13 protein-coding genes and 1 pseudogene are annotated in these 17,063 nt (G+C 68.6%); 8 read left to right on the top strand and 6 right to left on the bottom strand.

The features are described 5' to 3' along the window. Positions 1-37: 37 nt before the first annotated feature. Positions 38-822, top strand: a pseudogene (locus BEN78_11895) (3-hydroxybutyrate dehydrogenase). 135 nt (positions 823-957) lie between these two features. Beyond that, the gene (locus BEN78_11890; protein ID ASR43967.1) at positions 958-2,631 is read left to right on the top strand and encodes a hypothetical protein; all 1,674 of its coding nucleotides are present in this window, start codon (positions 958-960) and stop codon (positions 2,629-2,631) included. A 57-nt stretch (positions 2,632-2,688) separates the two neighbouring features. Here BEN78_11890 and BEN78_11885 read toward each other — a convergent pair whose 3' ends face one another. Further along, positions 2,689-3,138 (bottom strand): hypothetical protein, encoded by a 450-nt coding sequence (locus BEN78_11885; GenBank protein ID ASR43966.1) that lies wholly within the window; start codon positions 3,136-3,138, stop codon positions 2,689-2,691. 109 nt (positions 3,139-3,247) lie between these two features. Here BEN78_11885 and BEN78_11880 point away from each other — a divergent pair, with 109 nt between their 5' ends. Together BEN78_11880 and BEN78_11875 are read left to right on the top strand one after the other, a co-directional pair. After that, positions 3,248-3,850: a methyltransferase gene (locus BEN78_11880; GenBank protein ASR45109.1), complete on the top strand. Its 603-nt coding sequence runs from the start codon at positions 3,248-3,250 to the stop codon at positions 3,848-3,850. Positions 3,851-3,932: 82 nt separating this feature from the next. Then, on the top strand, positions 3,933-5,249 hold the full coding sequence (locus BEN78_11875; GenBank protein ASR45108.1) for an esterase: 1,317 nt from the start codon (positions 3,933-3,935) through the stop codon (positions 5,247-5,249). Positions 5,250-5,500: 251 nt separating this feature from the next. On the opposite strand, the gene BEN78_11870 is transcribed toward BEN78_11875, so the two are convergent. Next, complete coding sequence (locus tag BEN78_11870) at positions 5,501-6,883, bottom strand: RNA helicase (protein ASR43965.1); 1,383 nt, start codon at positions 6,881-6,883, stop codon at positions 5,501-5,503. 336 nt (positions 6,884-7,219) lie between these two features. Between BEN78_11870 and BEN78_11865 the strand changes: the two genes are divergently transcribed. The 4 genes from BEN78_11865 to BEN78_11850 all read left to right on the top strand — a co-directional run bounded on the left by BEN78_11865 (position 7,220) and on the right by BEN78_11850 (position 13,944). After that, positions 7,220-7,621 (top strand): hypothetical protein, encoded by a 402-nt coding sequence (locus BEN78_11865; protein ASR43964.1) that lies wholly within the window; start codon positions 7,220-7,222, stop codon positions 7,619-7,621. Between the two features lie 3 nt (positions 7,622-7,624). Continuing rightward, positions 7,625-9,469: a potassium transporter gene (locus tag BEN78_11860; GenBank protein ASR43963.1), complete on the top strand. Its 1,845-nt coding sequence runs from the start codon at positions 7,625-7,627 to the stop codon at positions 9,467-9,469. A gap of 157 nt (positions 9,470-9,626) precedes the next feature. Continuing rightward, entirely contained in the window at positions 9,627-11,732 is a 2,106-nt protein-coding gene (locus BEN78_11855; GenBank protein ID ASR43962.1) for a peptidase, read from the top strand. A 187-nt stretch (positions 11,733-11,919) separates the two neighbouring features. Next, positions 11,920-13,944 carry a peptidase M13 gene (locus tag BEN78_11850; protein ID ASR43961.1) on the top strand — a complete coding sequence of 675 codons (2,025 nt, stop codon included), beginning with the start codon at positions 11,920-11,922 and terminating at the stop codon, positions 13,942-13,944. A 230-nt stretch (positions 13,945-14,174) separates the two neighbouring features. Here BEN78_11850 and BEN78_11845 read toward each other — a convergent pair whose 3' ends face one another. The 4 genes from BEN78_11845 to BEN78_11830 form a co-directional block, all read right to left on the bottom strand. Further along, entirely contained in the window at positions 14,175-14,822 is a 648-nt protein-coding gene (locus tag BEN78_11845; GenBank protein ASR43960.1) for a rhomboid family intramembrane serine protease, read from the bottom strand. 58 nt (positions 14,823-14,880) lie between these two features. Further along, a complete protein-coding gene (locus BEN78_11840; GenBank protein ID ASR45107.1) occupies positions 14,881-15,189 on the bottom strand; it encodes a cysteine methyltransferase in 309 nt (102 codons plus the stop codon). A gap of 86 nt (positions 15,190-15,275) precedes the next feature. Beyond that, positions 15,276-16,403, bottom strand: a complete 1,128-nt coding sequence (locus BEN78_11835; protein ID ASR43959.1) for an inorganic phosphate transporter — start codon at positions 16,401-16,403, stop codon at positions 15,276-15,278. Between the two features lie 13 nt (positions 16,404-16,416). Beyond that, complete coding sequence (locus BEN78_11830; GenBank protein ASR43958.1) at positions 16,417-17,043, bottom strand: pit accessory protein; 627 nt, start codon at positions 17,041-17,043, stop codon at positions 16,417-16,419. Positions 17,044-17,063: the final 20 nt, after the last annotated feature.

Genomic DNA, 17,063 nt, shown 5'->3' with positions numbered 1-17,063 from the left:
TAAGCTGCGCGGCATCGTCCCCATCGCGAACGCGCGCATGAATCGTCTCGACGGCAAGATCTGCGTGGTCACCGGCGCGGCCAGCGGCATCGGCCGGCGCATCGCCGAGGTCTATGCCGCGGCCGGCGGCCGGGTGGTCGTCGCCGACCTTGCGGCCGAGGCCGCCGAGACGGTCGCCTCCCAGATCCGCAGTGCCGGAGGCGATGCGCTGGCATTGGCGATGGATGTCGCCGACGAGGCGCAGGTCGTGGACGGGATCGCCCGCGCGATCGCGCATTACGGCAGGATCGACGTACTGGTCGCCAACGCCGGCATCCAGATCGTCAGCCCGATCGTCGACTTCGACTTCGCCGACTGGAAACGGTTGCTCGCGATCCATCTCGACGGTGCGTTCCTGACAACCCGCGAGTGCCTGCGCGACATGGCCAAGCGCCGCGCAGGCGGCGCCATCGTCTACATGGGCTCGGTGCATTCCCACCTCGCCTCCAAGCTCAAGGCCCCTACGTCACCGCCAAACACGGCTTGCTCGGCCTGGCCCGCGCGGTGGCCAAGGAAGGCGCCGAATACGGCGTGCGCGCGAACGTCGTCTGCCCCGGCTTCGTCAGGACGCCGCTGGTGGAGAAGCAGATCCCCGAGCAGGCGCAGGCGCTGGGGCTGAGCGAGGACGAGGTCGTGCGCCAGGTCATGCTCAAGGACACCGTGGACGGCGAATTCACCACGCTCGACGATGTCGCCAACGTCGCCTTGATGCTGGCCGCGTTCGAGACGAACGCGCTGACCGGGCAGAGCCTCAACGTCAGCCATGGCTGGTCGATGCAGTAGCCGCCGTAGCGGTGAGCGCATCGCTGAATCGAGACTGGCCGAGCGGGTGTCGTGCGCCTCGACCTCGGGAAAACCCTAGCTGCCGTGCGCAGGCCCGACTTTTATCCTGAATAGGATTTCCCAGTCAGGTTCCGCATGAGCATTCAGCCCGCCGCATCGCACGCACCGTCGTCGCTTCCCGCATCGCCGTCCACCGAGCCCACACGGCACACCGTGCAGCCGGCCGAGAGCCTGGTCCAGATCGCGAACCAGTACGGTGTTTCGCCGCAGGACCTGCTCAAGGCCAACCCACAGGTCGTGAACCCGGAGATGATCTATCCCAGCGACGAGCTGGTGATCCCCACGCGCACATCGCACAGCGACAGCCAGGGAGTCTCGATCTCCAACTCCGGCGGCATCAGCGCCAACCAGAGCACGCGCACCGACACCCGCACCACCTACACCAGCGATGCCGGCACCGTGCACCAGTCCACCACGTCGAGCAGCGGCAACGTCAGCGTCAATCCTGAGGCCGGCTCGGTCACCGCCTCGGGCGGCGTATCCTTCAGCGAGTCGGTGAAGTCGGCCAAGGGCTATGGCGTGAGCTTCGGCGCGGGCGCGAATGCATCGGTGTCAGGCGGTGTGAACACCGCCAATGGCGTGACGACCTACAAAGCCTCGAGCGATGTCTCGGTGTTTCTCAAGGGCGGCGTGAACACGCCGCAGGCCGGCGTCGAGCTCGGCCGGACCGACGGCATCCGCGCCAGCTACCAAGTCGCGATGCCGGCCGATGCCGGCGTCGACCCGCTGTCGGTCAACCCGTTCTCGCCGCGCTCGATGCCGGTGGGGTCCACGGTCACGATGAACGGTTCGGACTACACCACCAACGAATTCAAGGCGACGTTCCGCAATCTCGCCACCCAGACCAAGGTCACCGACGAGACCGGCGTCAGCACGGTGATCGCCCGGACCGGCGAGGACACGGTCCGCGTGACCGCGGGGCCGACCGAAGCGGTCAAGGCCTACAACGGCGTCGGCGTGGAGTTCGGGATCGGCAACGTCATGCTGGGCCGCAACGACAGCCTGGCGGGTGCGACATTGCGCACCGCCGAGTTCGACCTGTCCACCGAAGCCGGCCAGGCCGCCTACAACGACTTCCTGGCCGCCGGCCGCATGCCTGAAACGAACGGCGCCGGCGTCGCGGACGTCGCCACCATCGAGCGCCTGGACTACAGCTCGCAGACCAACCTCAGCGCCAAGCTCGGGCCGGTGAACCTGTCGCTCGACGGTGCCCGCAACACCGGCAACATGGTCGTGACCACGCGTCCGGACGGCAGCATCGAGCGTAACGTCGACCTGCAATACGCGGGCAACGTGCCGATGAACGTGACCCAGCGCTGGGACGCGAACGGCAACGAGATCGCCAGCGCCCGCGTCTACAGCTACGACATCAAGGTCGACCAGAGCAACGTGCAGATGCTCAACACCGCACTGAGCGGCGACCTCGACGGCACCCCGGTGCAGGAAGGCCAGACCGTGACGCTGAGCTTCAGCGAGCAGCAGATGGCGGCGCTGGCCGGCAAGACCGCCACCGCGGTCGGCAACGGCGCCCATATGAGTCTGGGCCATCTGCTGGGCTACCAGAACCGCGACGGTAGCTACCCCACGCCCGATGCCTGGGACTTCGCGCTGTCGTTGGGTCGCAACCTGGGTAACAGCGATTACGGCCTGTCGGAGCGGCTGTTCTCGATCTCCGACGGCAGCACGGCCGGCGGCTTCGGCGACCGCAGCTACGCGCGCATCGACGCCGGCGTCACTGCGCACGAGTGATCGACAGGAACGCCCCGGTCGGTCCACGCCGGCCGGGGCGTTGTGCTGTACGGAGCTTCAGAACGGCTTGGCGATCACCAGGTACACCACGCCCACCAGCAACAGCACCGGCACTTCGTTGAACCAGCGCAGTGCGCGCGTCGAAGGCAGCGCGCGGCCGCGTCCAGCGCCCTTGAGCCAGCGCCCGCCGACCACGAAATGCGCGAACAGCAGCACCACCAGCAGCAGCTTGGCGTGCATCCAGCCCGCACCGCCGACCATCGTCGGGAAGTCCGGCAGCACCCGATAGCCCAGCCACAGCACCAAGCCCAGCGCGACCGCCAGACCCGCCATCACATGCCCGAAGCGGTACAGCCGTCGCCCCATCAGCACCAGCCGCTGGTGCACCTCGACGCGGCCCTGCGCCTCGACCAGGTTGATCAGGATCCGCGGCAGGTAGAACGCGGCGGCAATCCAGGCCATCACGAACACCAGGTGAAAGGTCTTGACCCACAGATAGGCTTGCATCGCGCGCTGGCTCCTCTGACTGGTGCATAGGATCGCATGTCGCTTCGCGTCCGGTCGCGCGGCGCTGCCGCTTAGAATGGCCGCCCTTCCGTTCGCGCCCGCATTTTCGATGGCCAAGCAGTACGACCGTGCCTACTTCGACCGCTGGTACCGCGCCGGCGACATCGGCGGGCCGGCGCGCCTGGCGCGCAAGGTCGCGCTCGCGGTCGCGACCGCCGAATACCATCTCGAACGTCCGCTGCGCAGCGTGCTCGATATCGGCTGCGGCGAAGGCGCCTGGCGCGCGCCGTTGCTGAAATTGCGCCCCAAGGCGCAGTACCTGGGCTTCGATGCCAGCACCTACGCGGTCGGTCGGCACGGACGCAGGCGCAACCTGCACCTTGCTCGGTTCGGCGATTTCGCGATGCTCCGGCCCTGCCCCCCGGTCGATCTGCTGGTGTGCAGCGACGTCATGCACTACCTGGACACGCGCGAACTCGATCGCGGCCTGCCCGGACTGGCCGAGCTGTGCGGCGGTGTCGCGTTCCTGGAGACATTCGCCCGAGAGGACGGCGCCGAAGGCGACGACGACGGCTTCCGGCAGCGTCCGGCCCGCTTCTACCGCACCCGGTTCGCAGGCGTTGGATTTCGCCCGCTTGGCTCGCATTGCTGGCTCTCGCCGGCCCTGGCCGACGCCGCCACGGCGCTCGAACTGGCGCCGAAGAGCAGCTGAATCCGGCCGCAATCCCGCAGGACGGGTTCACGCGGCCTAGAATATGTTGCAACGCACAACCCGCTCCCGGATACCCGCCATGCTGTTCTACCAAATGCACGAACTCGGCCGCGCGTGGATGAAGCCATGGACGTTGCTGGCCGACGCCACCGCGCGCGCCTACGCGCCCGGCGGTACCTGGCTGTCGCAACTGGCGGGCGCGGACCAGGTCGCCGCGGCCAATGAACTGCTTTACCGGATCGGCAAGGACTACGAGAAACCGGCCTTCGACATCCATTCGGTCGAGCACAACGACCGCACCTATCCGGTCGTGCAGCTCGACGAACTGGAGCTGCCGTTCTGCAAGCTGCTGCGCTTCAAGCGCTACACCGACGATCCGGCGCACCTGGAGGTGATCCGCGCCCAGCCGCGCGTGCTCGTGGTCGCGCCGCTGTCGGGCCACCACGCCACACTGTTGCGCGACACGGTGCGCACGCTGCTGCGCGACCACAAGGTCTATATCACCGACTGGGTAGACGCGCGGATGGTGCCCACCGAGTCCGGCGGGTTCTCGCTCGACGACTACGTCGCCTACATCGAGACCTTCATCCGTCACATCGGCGCCGAGGATCTGCATGTGATCAGCGTCTGCCAGCCCACCGTGCCGGTGCTCGCGGCGGTGTCGCTGATGGCCGCGCGTGGCGAGCCGACGCCGCGCTCGCTGGTGATGATGGGCGGGCCGATCGACACCCGGCAGTCGCCGACCGCGGTCAACAACCTGGCGACCGAAAAGCCGCTGTCGTGGTTCCAGCACAACGTCATCCACCCGGTGCCGATGAACTATCCCGGGCGCGGGCGCCTGGTGTATCCGGGCTTCCTGCAGCACATGGGCTTCATGGCGATGAACCCCGAACGCCACCTGGAATCGCACCGGGCGTTCTACGAAAACCTGATCAAGGGCGACCTCGAGGACGCGCAGGCGCACCGCCGGTTCTACGACGAGTACAACGCGGTGCTCGACATGCCGGCCGAGTACTACCTCGACACGATCCGCGTGGTGTTCCAGCAGCACCTGCTGCCACGCGGACGCTGGGTCGTGGCCGGCGAGCCGGTCGATCCGTCGCGCATCGCCGGCACTGCGCTGCTGACGGTCGAGGGCGAGCTCGACGACATCTCCGGTGAAGGCCAGACACGCGCGGCGCACACGCTGTGCACCGGCATCGCCGAGGCCGACCGCGCTCACCTCACCGTCGAGGGCGCGGGCCACTACGGCATCTTCAGCGGCCGCCGCTGGCGCAACCAGGTCTACCCGCAGGTCCGCGACTTCATCGCCGCGCATGGCGGGTCGGCCGCAACGCCGCGGCGCGCTGCATCAAAGAAGCCATCGGCCCCGCGCAAGAGCAAGCGCAAAAACGGCTGACGGCACCGCCGCAGAACCGGGGTCAAAAAACCGGGGTCAGAGTGCAATTTCGCGACGCGAAATTGCACTCTGACCCCGGTTTTGTTTTTGCAGAGCCGGGACGCGATCCCCGGCCCGCGCGATGCGCTCCCCGAGGACGAACGCACTGCGCGAGCGGGCAGACGCAAGCGTCCTTCCGACCTGGCGAGAAACCAAAAAAAACCCCCGCTTCCGGCAAGCGGAAGCGGGGTTGGATACCGCGCGCCGATGGCTCAGGCGCGGGTGTCTTGGCGGGCGCCCTGCGGCCTGCCGGCGCCCTGGCGGTGCGGCCTGGGACCGGCGTGCGCATGCGCGCCGCGTTCCTGCGGCTTGCCGTGGCCACGTGCGGCCGGCTTGCGCGGCGGACGCTGACCACCGGGCTTCTGCTCGCCCATGCGCGCGCCCGGACGACCGCCGGCCGGCTGACGACGCTGACCGCCGCCGTTCTTCGGGATCGGCGTATCCAGCCGGACCGGCTGGCTCGGCTCATAACCTTCGACCGCACTCATGTCGATCTCGGCCTTGAGCATGCGCTGGATCTGGCGCAGCAGCCCGCCCTCCTCCGGCGACACCAGCGACAGTGCCTCGCCCGACGCGCCGTTGCGGCCGGTGCGGCCAATGCGGTGCACGTAATCCTCGGCAACCATCGGCAGATCGTGGTTGATCACCAGCGGCAGGTTCGGGATATCGAGCCCGCGCGCGGCAACGTCGGTCGCGACCAGAATGCGGGCGCGGCCGGACTTGAACGCGTCGAGTGCCTTCTGCCGCTGCGCCTGGCTCTTGTTGCCATGGATCGCGACCGACGGCAGGCCGGACTCGGCCAACTGCTCGGCCAGACGGTTGCAGCCGTGCTTGGTCTTGCCGAACACCAGCACCTGGTCGGTGTGGCGCTTGGACAGCAGATCGACCAGCAGATCGCGCTTGCGGCTGTTGTCGACCGGGTGGGCGCGGTGGGCGATGGTGTCGGCGATCGTGCTGTTGGCCGCAACCTGCACCTGCTTGGGATCGCGCATGAACTCCAGCGCCAGCGCCTTGATCCGCGGCTCGAACGTGGCCGAGAACAGCAGCGTCTGGCGCGCCTTGGGCACCCGGCCCAGGATGCGCTTCATCTGCGGCAAAAAGCCCATGTCGAGCATGCGGTCGGCTTCGTCGAGCACCAGCAGCTCGACCGCGTCGAGCTTGGCGTGGCCCGAATCCATATGGTCGAGCAACCGGCCCGGGCAGGCGACGAGGATGTCGACGCCACGGCGCAGGTTGTCGATCTGCGGCTGCATGCCCGCGCCGCCGAAGATCGTCGTGACGTTCATGCGCAGGTGGCGGCCATAGGCCTTGAGATTGTCGGACACCTGCACCGCGAGCTCGCGGGTCGGCACCAGGATCAGCGCGCGCGGCTTGCGCGGCCCCTTGGGCGGGGTCTCCTTGGCCAGGCGCTGCAGCAGCGGCAGGCCGAACGCGGCGGTCTTGCCGGTGCCGGTCTGGGCACCGCCCAGCACGTCATGGCCGCCCAGCACCAGCGGGATGGCTTCGGCCTGGATCGGGGTGGGGGTGGTGTAACCGGTTTCGGTCAGCGCGCGCAGCAGCGCGGGCGACAGCCCGAGGGTTTCGAACGTGGTCATGCAAGGACTCCTGTGGGCCAGTCCACGTCCCGGCGGCCCGCGCGTGCGGGCAACAGCCGATGGCCGTGACGATGGCGATGGACCCCGGAGCTATCCGTAAACCGCGCTGCGAGATCCGATGTGACGGCACCGGGAACGCCCGGGCACCGTGTCTGCGCGACGAAAGACGTGCGGGATAAGGACCGAAAACGGCGCGACGCGCCGACGGCATACCAGGATCGTGACCGGGTCCAAGGACCTTGGGTGGGCGACCGCGCTGCAGGACCCGCCCATTCTAGGGCACCGCAGCCCGCGGCGCCATCGCCACCGGTCGGGTCTGTGCGTTGTGCGGCGCATATGGCACGCTCCGTCGGGTTCCCGTTCACGGAGTTCCCGATGGCTTCTGGTTCCGGCGCCCAGGGCGGCGCGGTCACGCTCGGTCGCTGGCTGCTGGCCGCGGTCTTCATCGTCGCCGGCGCACTGCGCCTGTGGGCGGCGCTGCGCGGCGTGCCGACCTCCGACACGACGCTGGCCTTCAGCCTGGCGCAGTTGCTGGTGGGCGTGCTGATCGTCGCCGGCTGGCAACTGCGCTGGACCGCGCTGGCGGCGGTGGCGCTGGTGCTCATCGATGCCGTGCTCTCGCATCCATTCTGGGCGGTGCGCGCCTCGGCCCGCACCGGCCAGATGCTGCAGTTCCTGCAGCAACTGGGACTGGCCGGGGGCTTTTTGTTGCTCTCGGCCATGGCCCCGAGACGCTGACCGATGGCCGCCGACGCCCACGACACCACCGGCCAGTTGGTGCAACTGGTCGCGTTGCTGGGCGCGGCGGTGGTCGCAGTCCCGCTGTTTCGCCGCTTCCGGCTGGGCTCGGTACTCGGCTATCTCGCCGCGGGCCTGGCGATCGGCCCGTTCGGCCTGGGCTGGTTCTCCGATCCCCAGGCGATCCTGCATGTGGCCGAACTGGGCGTGGTGATGTTCCTGTTCGTGATCGGGCTGGAGATGCGGCCCTCGCACCTGTGGGCGCTGCGCCGGCAGATCTTCGGACTGGGCGCCTTGCAGATCCTGCTCGCGACCACGGCCCTGACCCTGGTGGCCTACGCCTTCGGCTTCCCCTGGCCGGTGGCCTTCGTCGGCGCCGCGGGCTTCGTGATGACCTCGACCGCGGTGGTCATGCAACTGCTGTCGGAGCGCGGTGAGATCGCGCTGCCGCACGGCCGCAAGATCGTCTCGGTGCTGCTGTTCGAAGACCTGCTGATCGTGCCGCTGCTGGCCTCGATCGCGTTCCTGTCGCCAACGCCGGAGGCCGCGGCCGACGCGCCGTCGCGCTGGATGGCGATCGCGATCGGCATCGGTTCGCTGGCCGCACTGGTCGTGGCGGGCATCTACCTGCTCAATCCCCTGTTCCGGATCCTCGCCGCCGCCCGCGCACGCGAAGTGATGACCGCCGCCGCGCTGCTGGTGGTGCTCGGCGCGGCCTTGCTGATGCAACTGGGCGGGCTGTCGATGGCGATGGGCGCGTTCCTGGCCGGCGTGCTGCTGTCCGAATCTGCGTTCCGGCACCAGATCGAGGCCGACATCGAGCCGTTCCGCGGCCTGCTGCTGGGCCTGTTCTTCCTCGGCGTGGGCATGGCGCTGGACGTGGCGGTGGTGGTCGAGGACTGGCCGCTGATCGTCTCGGCGGTGCTGGCGCTGATGGCGACCAAGGCGCTGTGCATCTACGTCGTCGCACGCGTCACCCGCAGCGGCCATCGTGAAGCGCTCGAACGCGCGGTACTGATGGCCCAGGGCGGCGAGTTCGCGTTCGTGCTGTTCGCCGCCGCGGCCGCGAGCGGCCTGATCCAGGCCCGGGTCAACGCCACGCTGACCGCCGTGGTCGTGCTGTCGATGGCCCTCACCCCACTGGTCGTGCTGGCGACCGGGCGCTGGACCTCTCGGCGCGATCGCCCATCGCTCGACGGCGTGGAGGCCGTCGCCGACCAGACCGGCAGCGTGCTGATCATCGGCTTCGGCCGCTTCGGCCAGGTCATGAGCCAGTCGCTGCTGGCCCGGGATGTCGACGTGACGATCATCGATACCGACATCGAAATGATCCAGAGCGCCGCCGACTTCGGCTTCAAGGTCTACTACGGCGACGGCACCCGGCTCGACGTGCTGCACGCTTCGGGCGCGCACAGCGCCCGCGCGATCGCGGTCTGCGTCGACGATCGCGATGCCGCCGACCGCATCGTCGAGCTGGTCACCCACGAGTTTCCCCAGGCCCGGCTGCTGGTGCGCGCCTACGACCGCGAGCATGCGCTGAAGCTGGTCAATGCCGGCGTCGACGTGCAGGTGCGTGAGACCTTCGAATCGGCGGTACTGTTCGGCGCCGCTGCGCTGCGCGCACTCGGTGTCGACGACGACGAAGCCGATGCGATCGCCGCCCAGGTGCGCCGTCTTGACGCCGAACGCTTCGACCTGGAAACCGCGAGCAACGACACCCGCGCCGGCATCCCGCTGCTGATCAAGAACACCGACGCACCGGGGCCCAAGCCCGTGCCGTTCACCCGGCCTCGGCGCGAGGGGCGGTCATTGAACGACCCCACGCCCCCGCCTGCCGACGCGCACTGACAGCCTCTCCATGTCCGGCACGGGCAACGATCGGCCTCGTTGACCGTGCGGAATCTGGCGATTGCCGCATGACCTTCGACACCCCCGGGCGCCCGGGGGCAGGCGTAGAGTGCGCGCTCACAGGGCGCCGTCCGGCGCCACTCTCCCGGAGACTGTCTTGATTGCCATCGTTCCCAAGCGCCTGCTGCTGACCGGCGCCGTCGTGCTCGCGCTGTCCGCCTGCTCGGGCGGCCAGGACGCCGCGGCCCCCGCCGCCGACGCACCGCAGACGGCCCAGGCGCCGACGTTCCACCTCGACGAGGCCGCGTTGCCGCCCTACAACCGTTTCCTGATCGACGACCTGGACACCACCAAGAACGCCTGCGCCGACTTCGGCGGCTACGTCAACGGCAAGTGGCTGGCGGCCAACCCGATCCCCGGCGACCGCAGCTCGTGGGGCGCGTTCGAAATGCTCGACGAGCGCTCGACCGCGGTCCAGCACCAGCTCGCGCAGCAGGCGGCCGAACACACCGACGCGACCGGCATCGAGAAGCTGGTCGGCGATTTCTGGGCGACCGGCATGGACGAGGCCGCGATCGAGGCCCAGGGGCTGGCGCCGCTGCACGATGACCTGGCCGCGATCGATGGCCTGACCGACAGCGCATCGATCGCGCAATGGCTGCGCGCCAGCGCGGCCAAGGGTCAGGGGTTCCTGTGGGGCATCGGCGCGATGCCGGACTTCAAGGATTCCTCGGTCAACATCGCCGCGACCGGCCAGGGCGGCCTGGGCCTGCCCGACACCACCTATTACAGCACCGCCGACAAGGCCGGCATCCGCGAGGCCTATGTCGCCCACATCGCCAAGGTGCTCGAACTGTCGGGCGTGCCGGCCGAGCAGGCCCAGGCGCAGGCCAAGGACGTGATGGCGTTCGAGACCCGCATCGCCAGGGTCTCCAAGTCCCGCGAGGCGTTCTCGCGCGATGTCGGGCTGTACTACAACCCGATCACCGTGGCCGAGGCCGACAAGCTCACGCCGAACTTCCCGTGGACGACGTTCTTCGAATCGCAGGGCATCGCGGTGCCGCAGACGCTGTCGCTGTCGGTGCCCGAGTTCCACCAGGAAGTCGACAAGATGCTGGTCGACGTGCCGGTCGAGCAGTGGAAGGCGTACCTGCGTTTCCACCTCGTCGACGGCGCTTCGCCGTACCTGTCGGACGCTTTCGTGCAGCAGCACTTCGCGTTCTATGACCGCACGCTCGGCGGCCAGAAGGAAATCGAGCCGCGCTGGAAGCGCGTGCTCGGCACGGTCGACAACGAGATCGGCCATGCGATGGGCCAGCTGTACGTGCAGGTCGCGTTCCCGCCCGAGTCCAAGGCCAAGATGGAAGCCTTGATCGCCAACCTCAGCGACGCCCTCAAGCAGCGCATCGAGAACCTGGAGTGGATGAGCCCGGAGACCAAGCGCAAGGCGCTGGCCAAGTGGGAGACGTTCGAGCCGCGCGTGGGTTACCCCGACAAGTGGCGCGACTGGAGCGGCCTGACGACCTCGCGCGACAGCTACCTGGGCAACGTGCTGGCGGCGACCGAGTTCAACTACAAGTGGGACCTGGGCAAGATCGGCAAGCCGGTCGACAAGTCCGAGTGGGGCATGCGCCCGCAGACGGTCAACGCCTCCTACAACCCGCTGGCCAACCAGCTGACGTTCCCGGCCGCGATCCTGCAGCCGCCGTTCTTCGATCCCGAAGCCACCGACGAGATGAACTACGGCGGCATCGGCGCGGTGATCGGCCACGAGATGACGCACGGCTACGACGACCAGGGCGCGCGCTTCGGACCCACCGGCAACATGGAGGACTGGTGGACGCCGGAGGACTTCGCCGGCTTCAAGGCGCGGACCGGCAAGCTCGTCCAGCAGTTCAACGACTACCGCCTGTCGGATGGCCGCGCGCTCAACGGCAACCACACGCTCGGCGAGAACATCGCCGACCTGGGCGGCCTGGCGACGGCCTATGACGCAATGAAGAAGGCCACCGCCGGCACGCCCGACCCGATGACCGACGGCATGACCCGCGACCAGCGCTTCTTCCTGAGCTGGGCCACGGTGTGGCGCCGCAACTTCACGCCCGAGCAGCTGACTCAGCGGCTGGCGACCGACGAGCACGCGCTGTCGTCGTTCCGCGCGATCGGCGCGCCGTCCAACCTGCCGGCGTTCGCAGCCGCGTTCCAGTGCAAGCCGGGCGACCCGATGGTGCGCGACGGCGACCGCCAGGTGGTGATCTGGTAACGCCCCGGCCAGCCCTGATCGGCTGACCAGCGAGGCCCGGTGGCGACGCCGGGCCTCGTCTTTTCCGGGCGCTGGCATCTCGGCGATGCGGGCCCACCCACCGGTGCACCGCACCCTGCATGCGTCTGCACGTCGCGCACTTGCGCGCTTGCTAGACTTGCGCGCATCACGCCGAACGGAATCCGCAATGCCGATTCATGCCACCCTCGCCCGCCCGGCGCTGCTTGCCGCGTCGATCGCCCTGCTCGTGGGCCTGAGCACCGATGCCGACGCCCAGCGCCGGCGCGCAGCCGCGCCCAAGGGCCCGCCGCCGGTGACTGCCTGCAGCGACCTGTACGCCGTCGTCAACAAGGACTGGCTGGCCGCCAATGTTCTGGTCGCCGGCCAGGGCACGCGCTCGGCGCTCGGCGAACTGCAGGCGCTGGCGCAACAGCAGCAGTACGACCTGCTCGATGCCGCGATGCAGGCGCCGCAGAACAATGTGCAACAGTTGCTGGGCGACTTCTGGGCCAGCGGCCTGGACGAAGCCGCCGTGGAGGCCGATGGTGCCAAGCCGATCGCACCGCTGATCGCGCGCATCGACGGCATCCGCCGGACCCGCGACATCGCGCCGTCGATCGCCGCGCTGCATTCGGTCGGCATCCCGGTGCTCTTCAACTTCGGTGCCGAGGTCGACGTGGCCGACCTCAACCGCAACATCGCCTACTTCGTCCAGGGCGGCCTGGGTCTGCCCGACCCGGCGTACTACAGCCGCGGCGATGCCCAGACCCAGGAGGTGTTCGCCCAGTACACCCAGTACGTGCGCAACATCCTGGCGCTGACCGGCACCACCGAGGACCGGCTCGAAGCCGACACCGCGCTGGTGCTCGACCTGGAGCGCCGCATCGCCGCCGCCTCCAAGCCCCTGGCCGACATCCGCGACCCGCGCACGCAGTACGCGCTGGTCGACGTCGCCGGCCTGGGCAAGCAGTACCGCCGCCTGCAACTGGAGGATTTCCTCCAGGCGCAGCACGTGACCGCGCAGCAGGTCTCGCTGGCCGATGCCGCGCTGTTCCAGCAGCTCGACACGCTGGTCAATACGCTCAAGCCCGAACAGTGGAAGGCCTATCTGCGCTTCCATATCGGCAATGCGATGGCGCCGTACCTGTCCAAGCGCTTCCGCGATGCCGAATTCGATTTCCACGGCCGTATCCTGCGCGGCGAAGCCGCCCAGCCCGAGCGCCGGCAGCAGGTGCTGGCGGCGATCAACCGCGCCGCCGGCCCGATGGTCTCGCGCGAGTACATCGGCCGTCACCTGCCCGACGCCACCCGTGCGCGCGCCGAGACGATCGCCGGCCAGGTGCGCGACGCGCTGGGCCGCGGCATCGACCGCAGCACCTGGATGAGCGAGCCGACCAAGGCCGAAGCACGCGCCAAGCTGGCGAAGCTGCGGATCGAGATCGGCGCACCGGTCCAGGACATCGACTACACCGTGCAGCCGATGGGCCGCGGCAGCTTCGGCAGCAACATGCTCATCGCCGCGACCTGGCGTCATGGTCAGGAAATGCGCCGCATCGGCCAGACCAATGCCGCCCGGCGCTGGGACGTGTTGCCGCAGACGCCGGCCCTGGCCTACGACCCGGCGCAGAACCGGATCATCGTGTCGGCCGCGGTGCTGCAGGCGCCGGTGCTGGACATGACCCAGGACGGCGCGGCGCACTACGGCACCTTCGGCGCGCTGGTCGGCCACGAAATGAGCCGCGCGGTCGACATCAAGGGCAAGTCCGTCGACAGCAACGATGCCTTGCGCAGCTGGTGGACCCCGGCCGACGACGCGGCGTGGCTGCAGACGACCGACCGCCTGGTCACCCAGTACAACGGCTATCCCTATCCCGGCCTGACCGGAGTCAACGTCAACGGGGCACTGACCCGCGACGAGAACGCCGCCGACCTGGCGGGCGTGGAGCTGGCCTGGGATGCGCTGCAGCAGGCCACGCCCGAGGTCGCCAAGCCGGCGCGCGAGGCGTTCTTCAACGCCTGGGCGCAGCTGTGGCGGCAGCAGTCGGCGGTCGATACCGCGACGCGCAACGCCGCGACCAGCCAGCAGGCCCCCGGCCAGTGGCGCGCCAACGGCCCGGTCGCCAACCTGCCGGCCTTCGCCGAGACCTTCCAGTGCAAGGCCGGCGATGCGCTCAACCGCAAGGCCGAGGATCAGGTCCGGATCTGGCGATAAGCCGGGCCAGGGGATTCGGGCGTCGGGATCCGTCGACGCGGCGCGGGGTCAGAGTGCAATTTCGCAACGCGAAATTGCACTCTGACCCCCGGTTTTGGGGCCGGCTTCGAGAAGAATCAAAAAGAAGGCCGCATCTTGTGCGGCCTTCTTGGTTTCCGAGCGGTGCGCTGTCGGCCGAGGCATCCGCGTCTAACGCATCCTCAATCCCGATGCGCGGAATGCCTCCCCGCTCACAACCTCCGCACGTGGCGGCGGCTGCGGTTGAACGGCGGGCGACCGCGCCAGTGCTGGATCAGCAGCCAGCCGAACAGCATGCCGCCCAGGTGCGCGAAGTGCGCCACGCCCGAGCGCGTGCCGGTGATGCCGAGCACCAGCTCGACCAGGCCGTAGACGATGACCAGCGTGCGCGCCCGCATCGGGATCGGCGGGAACAACAGCATGATCCGCTGGTTCGGAAACAGCATGCCGTAGGCCAGCAGCAGACCGAACACGCCGCCCGACGCGCCGAGCGTGGGATACGGGAATGCTCCCTGCGTCAGCGACCAGGTCACCACCGCGAGCTGGCACAGCCCGGCGCCGACCACGCACACCAGGTAGTAGGTCACAAAGCGCCGTGTGCCCCAGGTGTACTCGAGCTGGGAGCCGAACATCACCAGCGCCAGCATGTTGAAGACCAGATGCGCGAGATTGCGCGGGTCGTGCATGAAGCCGTAGGTCAACAACTGCCACGGCTGGAAGCCCAACCCGCCGGCATCGGCACCGCCCAGCGGCCAGAGCATGAACGGCGCGAGCAGGCCCCCGATCACCAGTTGCAGCAGGAACACCACGACATTGATGGCCAGAATCACTTTGACGGCCTGCGGCAACCTCGGAAACATCGGCACTCCTCGTTATGCGCGCCCATGATACCGGCGTGCCGTGTCGACTGCGTCGCCGTCAGTCGCGCGCGTCCGGCCCCCACAACGCCGCATCGAGCCCGTCCTCGGCCGGCATGCGCACGCGCCCTCGCACGACCGTCACGCCTTCGGCGCGCAGCCGGCGGACCTGTTCCTCGAAGCCGGGCGAGCCGTCGGGAAATGCAATGCGCCCATCGCTACGGACGATGCGATGCCAGGGCAGCGCCGGCCCATCGTGGTCACGCAATACCCGCGCCACCATCCGTGCCCGGCCAGGCAATCCGGCGCGGCGTGCGATATGGCCATAGCCGGCGACCCGTCCGGCGGGTACGGCAAGGATCGCAGCCACGATGCGGGCGTGCGGGCTCTCGCCCGGCGCCGGGGATGGCGATACGGGCCGGTCGGCCCGTGCGGTCTTCGCTTGGCGGGCCGGCGTCACACCCAGCCGAAGTGGTGGAACACCCGGAACAGCCCGTAGGCGATGCCACCCGACATCGGGATCGTCAGGATCCAGGCCCAGATCATCTTGTTGACCACCGACCACTTGATCGCATTCAGCCGCTTGGCGGTGCCCACGCCCATGATCGCCGAGGAGATGTTGTGGGTGGTCGAAACCGGAATGCCCAGCGACGACGCCGCGAGGATCACCGACGCGGCGCTGGTTTCGGCCGCGAAGCCGTGGATCGGGTGCAGCTTGACCAGCTTGTGGCCCAGCGTCTTGATGATCCGCCAGCCGCCGGCGGCGGTGCCTGCGGCCATGACCAGCGCGCAGGAGATCTTGATCCACAGGTCGATGTCGCCCTCATTGAGCGCGGCCTCGGACGGGTGCAGGAACGCCAGCCAGCCCGGCAGATTGTCCAGCGTGCCCACGCTCTGCGCACTGACCAGGGTCAGCGCGACGATGCCCATCGTCTTCTGCGCATCGTTCATGCCGTGCGCGAAGCCCATGCCGGCGGCCGAGACGATCTGGCTCTTGCCGAAGAACGCATTGACCCAGCGCGGCCGCGCGATGCGCGCCAGCACGCCGCCGCTGCGCGCCATCATCGAGATCACGAAGAACAGCACGCCCATCATCAGAAAGCCGGCCGCAAAGCCCAGCACCGGCGAGCTGACCATCGGCACGACCACTTTCCACAGCACGCCGGCACTCTGCCAGAACGGCGTCGCCGGCTCCGACCACACGACCACGTCGAAGTTGTTGGACGCGGCGGCCAGCGCGGCGCCGATCAGGCCGCCGATCAGCGCATGCGAGGACGACGACGGCAGGCCCCACCACCAGGTGATCAGGTTCCAGATGATGCCGCCCAGCAGCGCGCACAGGATCAGCTGCGAGCCGACATCGATGACGCCGGCATCGATCAGGCCCGAGGAGATCGTCTTGGCGACCGCGGTCCCCATCAGCGCGCCGATCAGGTTCATCGACGCCGCCAGCCCGACCGCCTGCATCGGCGAGAGCACCTTGGTGGCGACGACCGTCGCGATCGAGTTGGCGGTGTCGTGGAACCCGTTGATGTATTCGAACACCAGCGCGGTCGCGACCACGATCAGCACGAGGGTCAGCATGGTCGGCGGCCCGTCAGGAGTTCTTGAGCACGATCTCGTAGGCCACGACCCCGGCCTCGCGGCAGCGGTCGATGGCCTTCTCGAGGATCTCGAAGAACTCCTTGAGCAGGAACATCTGCAGCGGATCGAGCTTGCCCGAGTAGATATCGCGGTAGAGCTCGAGCATCAGCCGGTCGGCCTCGTTCTCCAGCGCGCGCAGCTCGTCGTTGAGCGCCTTCATCGGCTCAAGCTTCATGCTGCGCAGGGTCTTGACCATCTTTACCACCACCGCCGAGGCCTGTTCGAGCATCGCCGCGCGCGGCGCGAAGTCGATGTGCTCCAGGTGCTGGGTGGCCAGCGAATAGCGATCGGCGAACTTCTCGATCTGCTTGGGAATCTTGTACAGCGCCGACCCCAGTGCCTCGATGTCCTCACGCTCGATCGGGGTGATGAAGCTGTCGACCAGCGCCTGGCTGATCTTGTCGGAGGCCTCGCGCTCACGCATGCGCGCCAGCTTGAAGGCGTCGAGCGCGGGCTGCCGATCGGCTTCCTTGAGCATCGCGTGCAACGCGATGGCGCTGTCGTGCGCGGCGACCGCCGCCTCCTCGAGCAGGGTGTAGAACTGGTTGCCTTGGCCGAAGATGGTTTGCAGGGAGAACATGCCGACGCCTTTGTCCGCGC

Source organism: Xanthomonas citri pv. mangiferaeindicae, assembly GCA_002240395.1.
Taxonomy (GTDB): domain Bacteria; phylum Pseudomonadota; class Gammaproteobacteria; order Xanthomonadales; family Xanthomonadaceae; genus Luteimonas; species Luteimonas citri_A.
The sequence above is the reverse complement of the archived record's forward strand: the minus strand, read 5'-3'. Positions and strand labels throughout refer to the sequence as shown.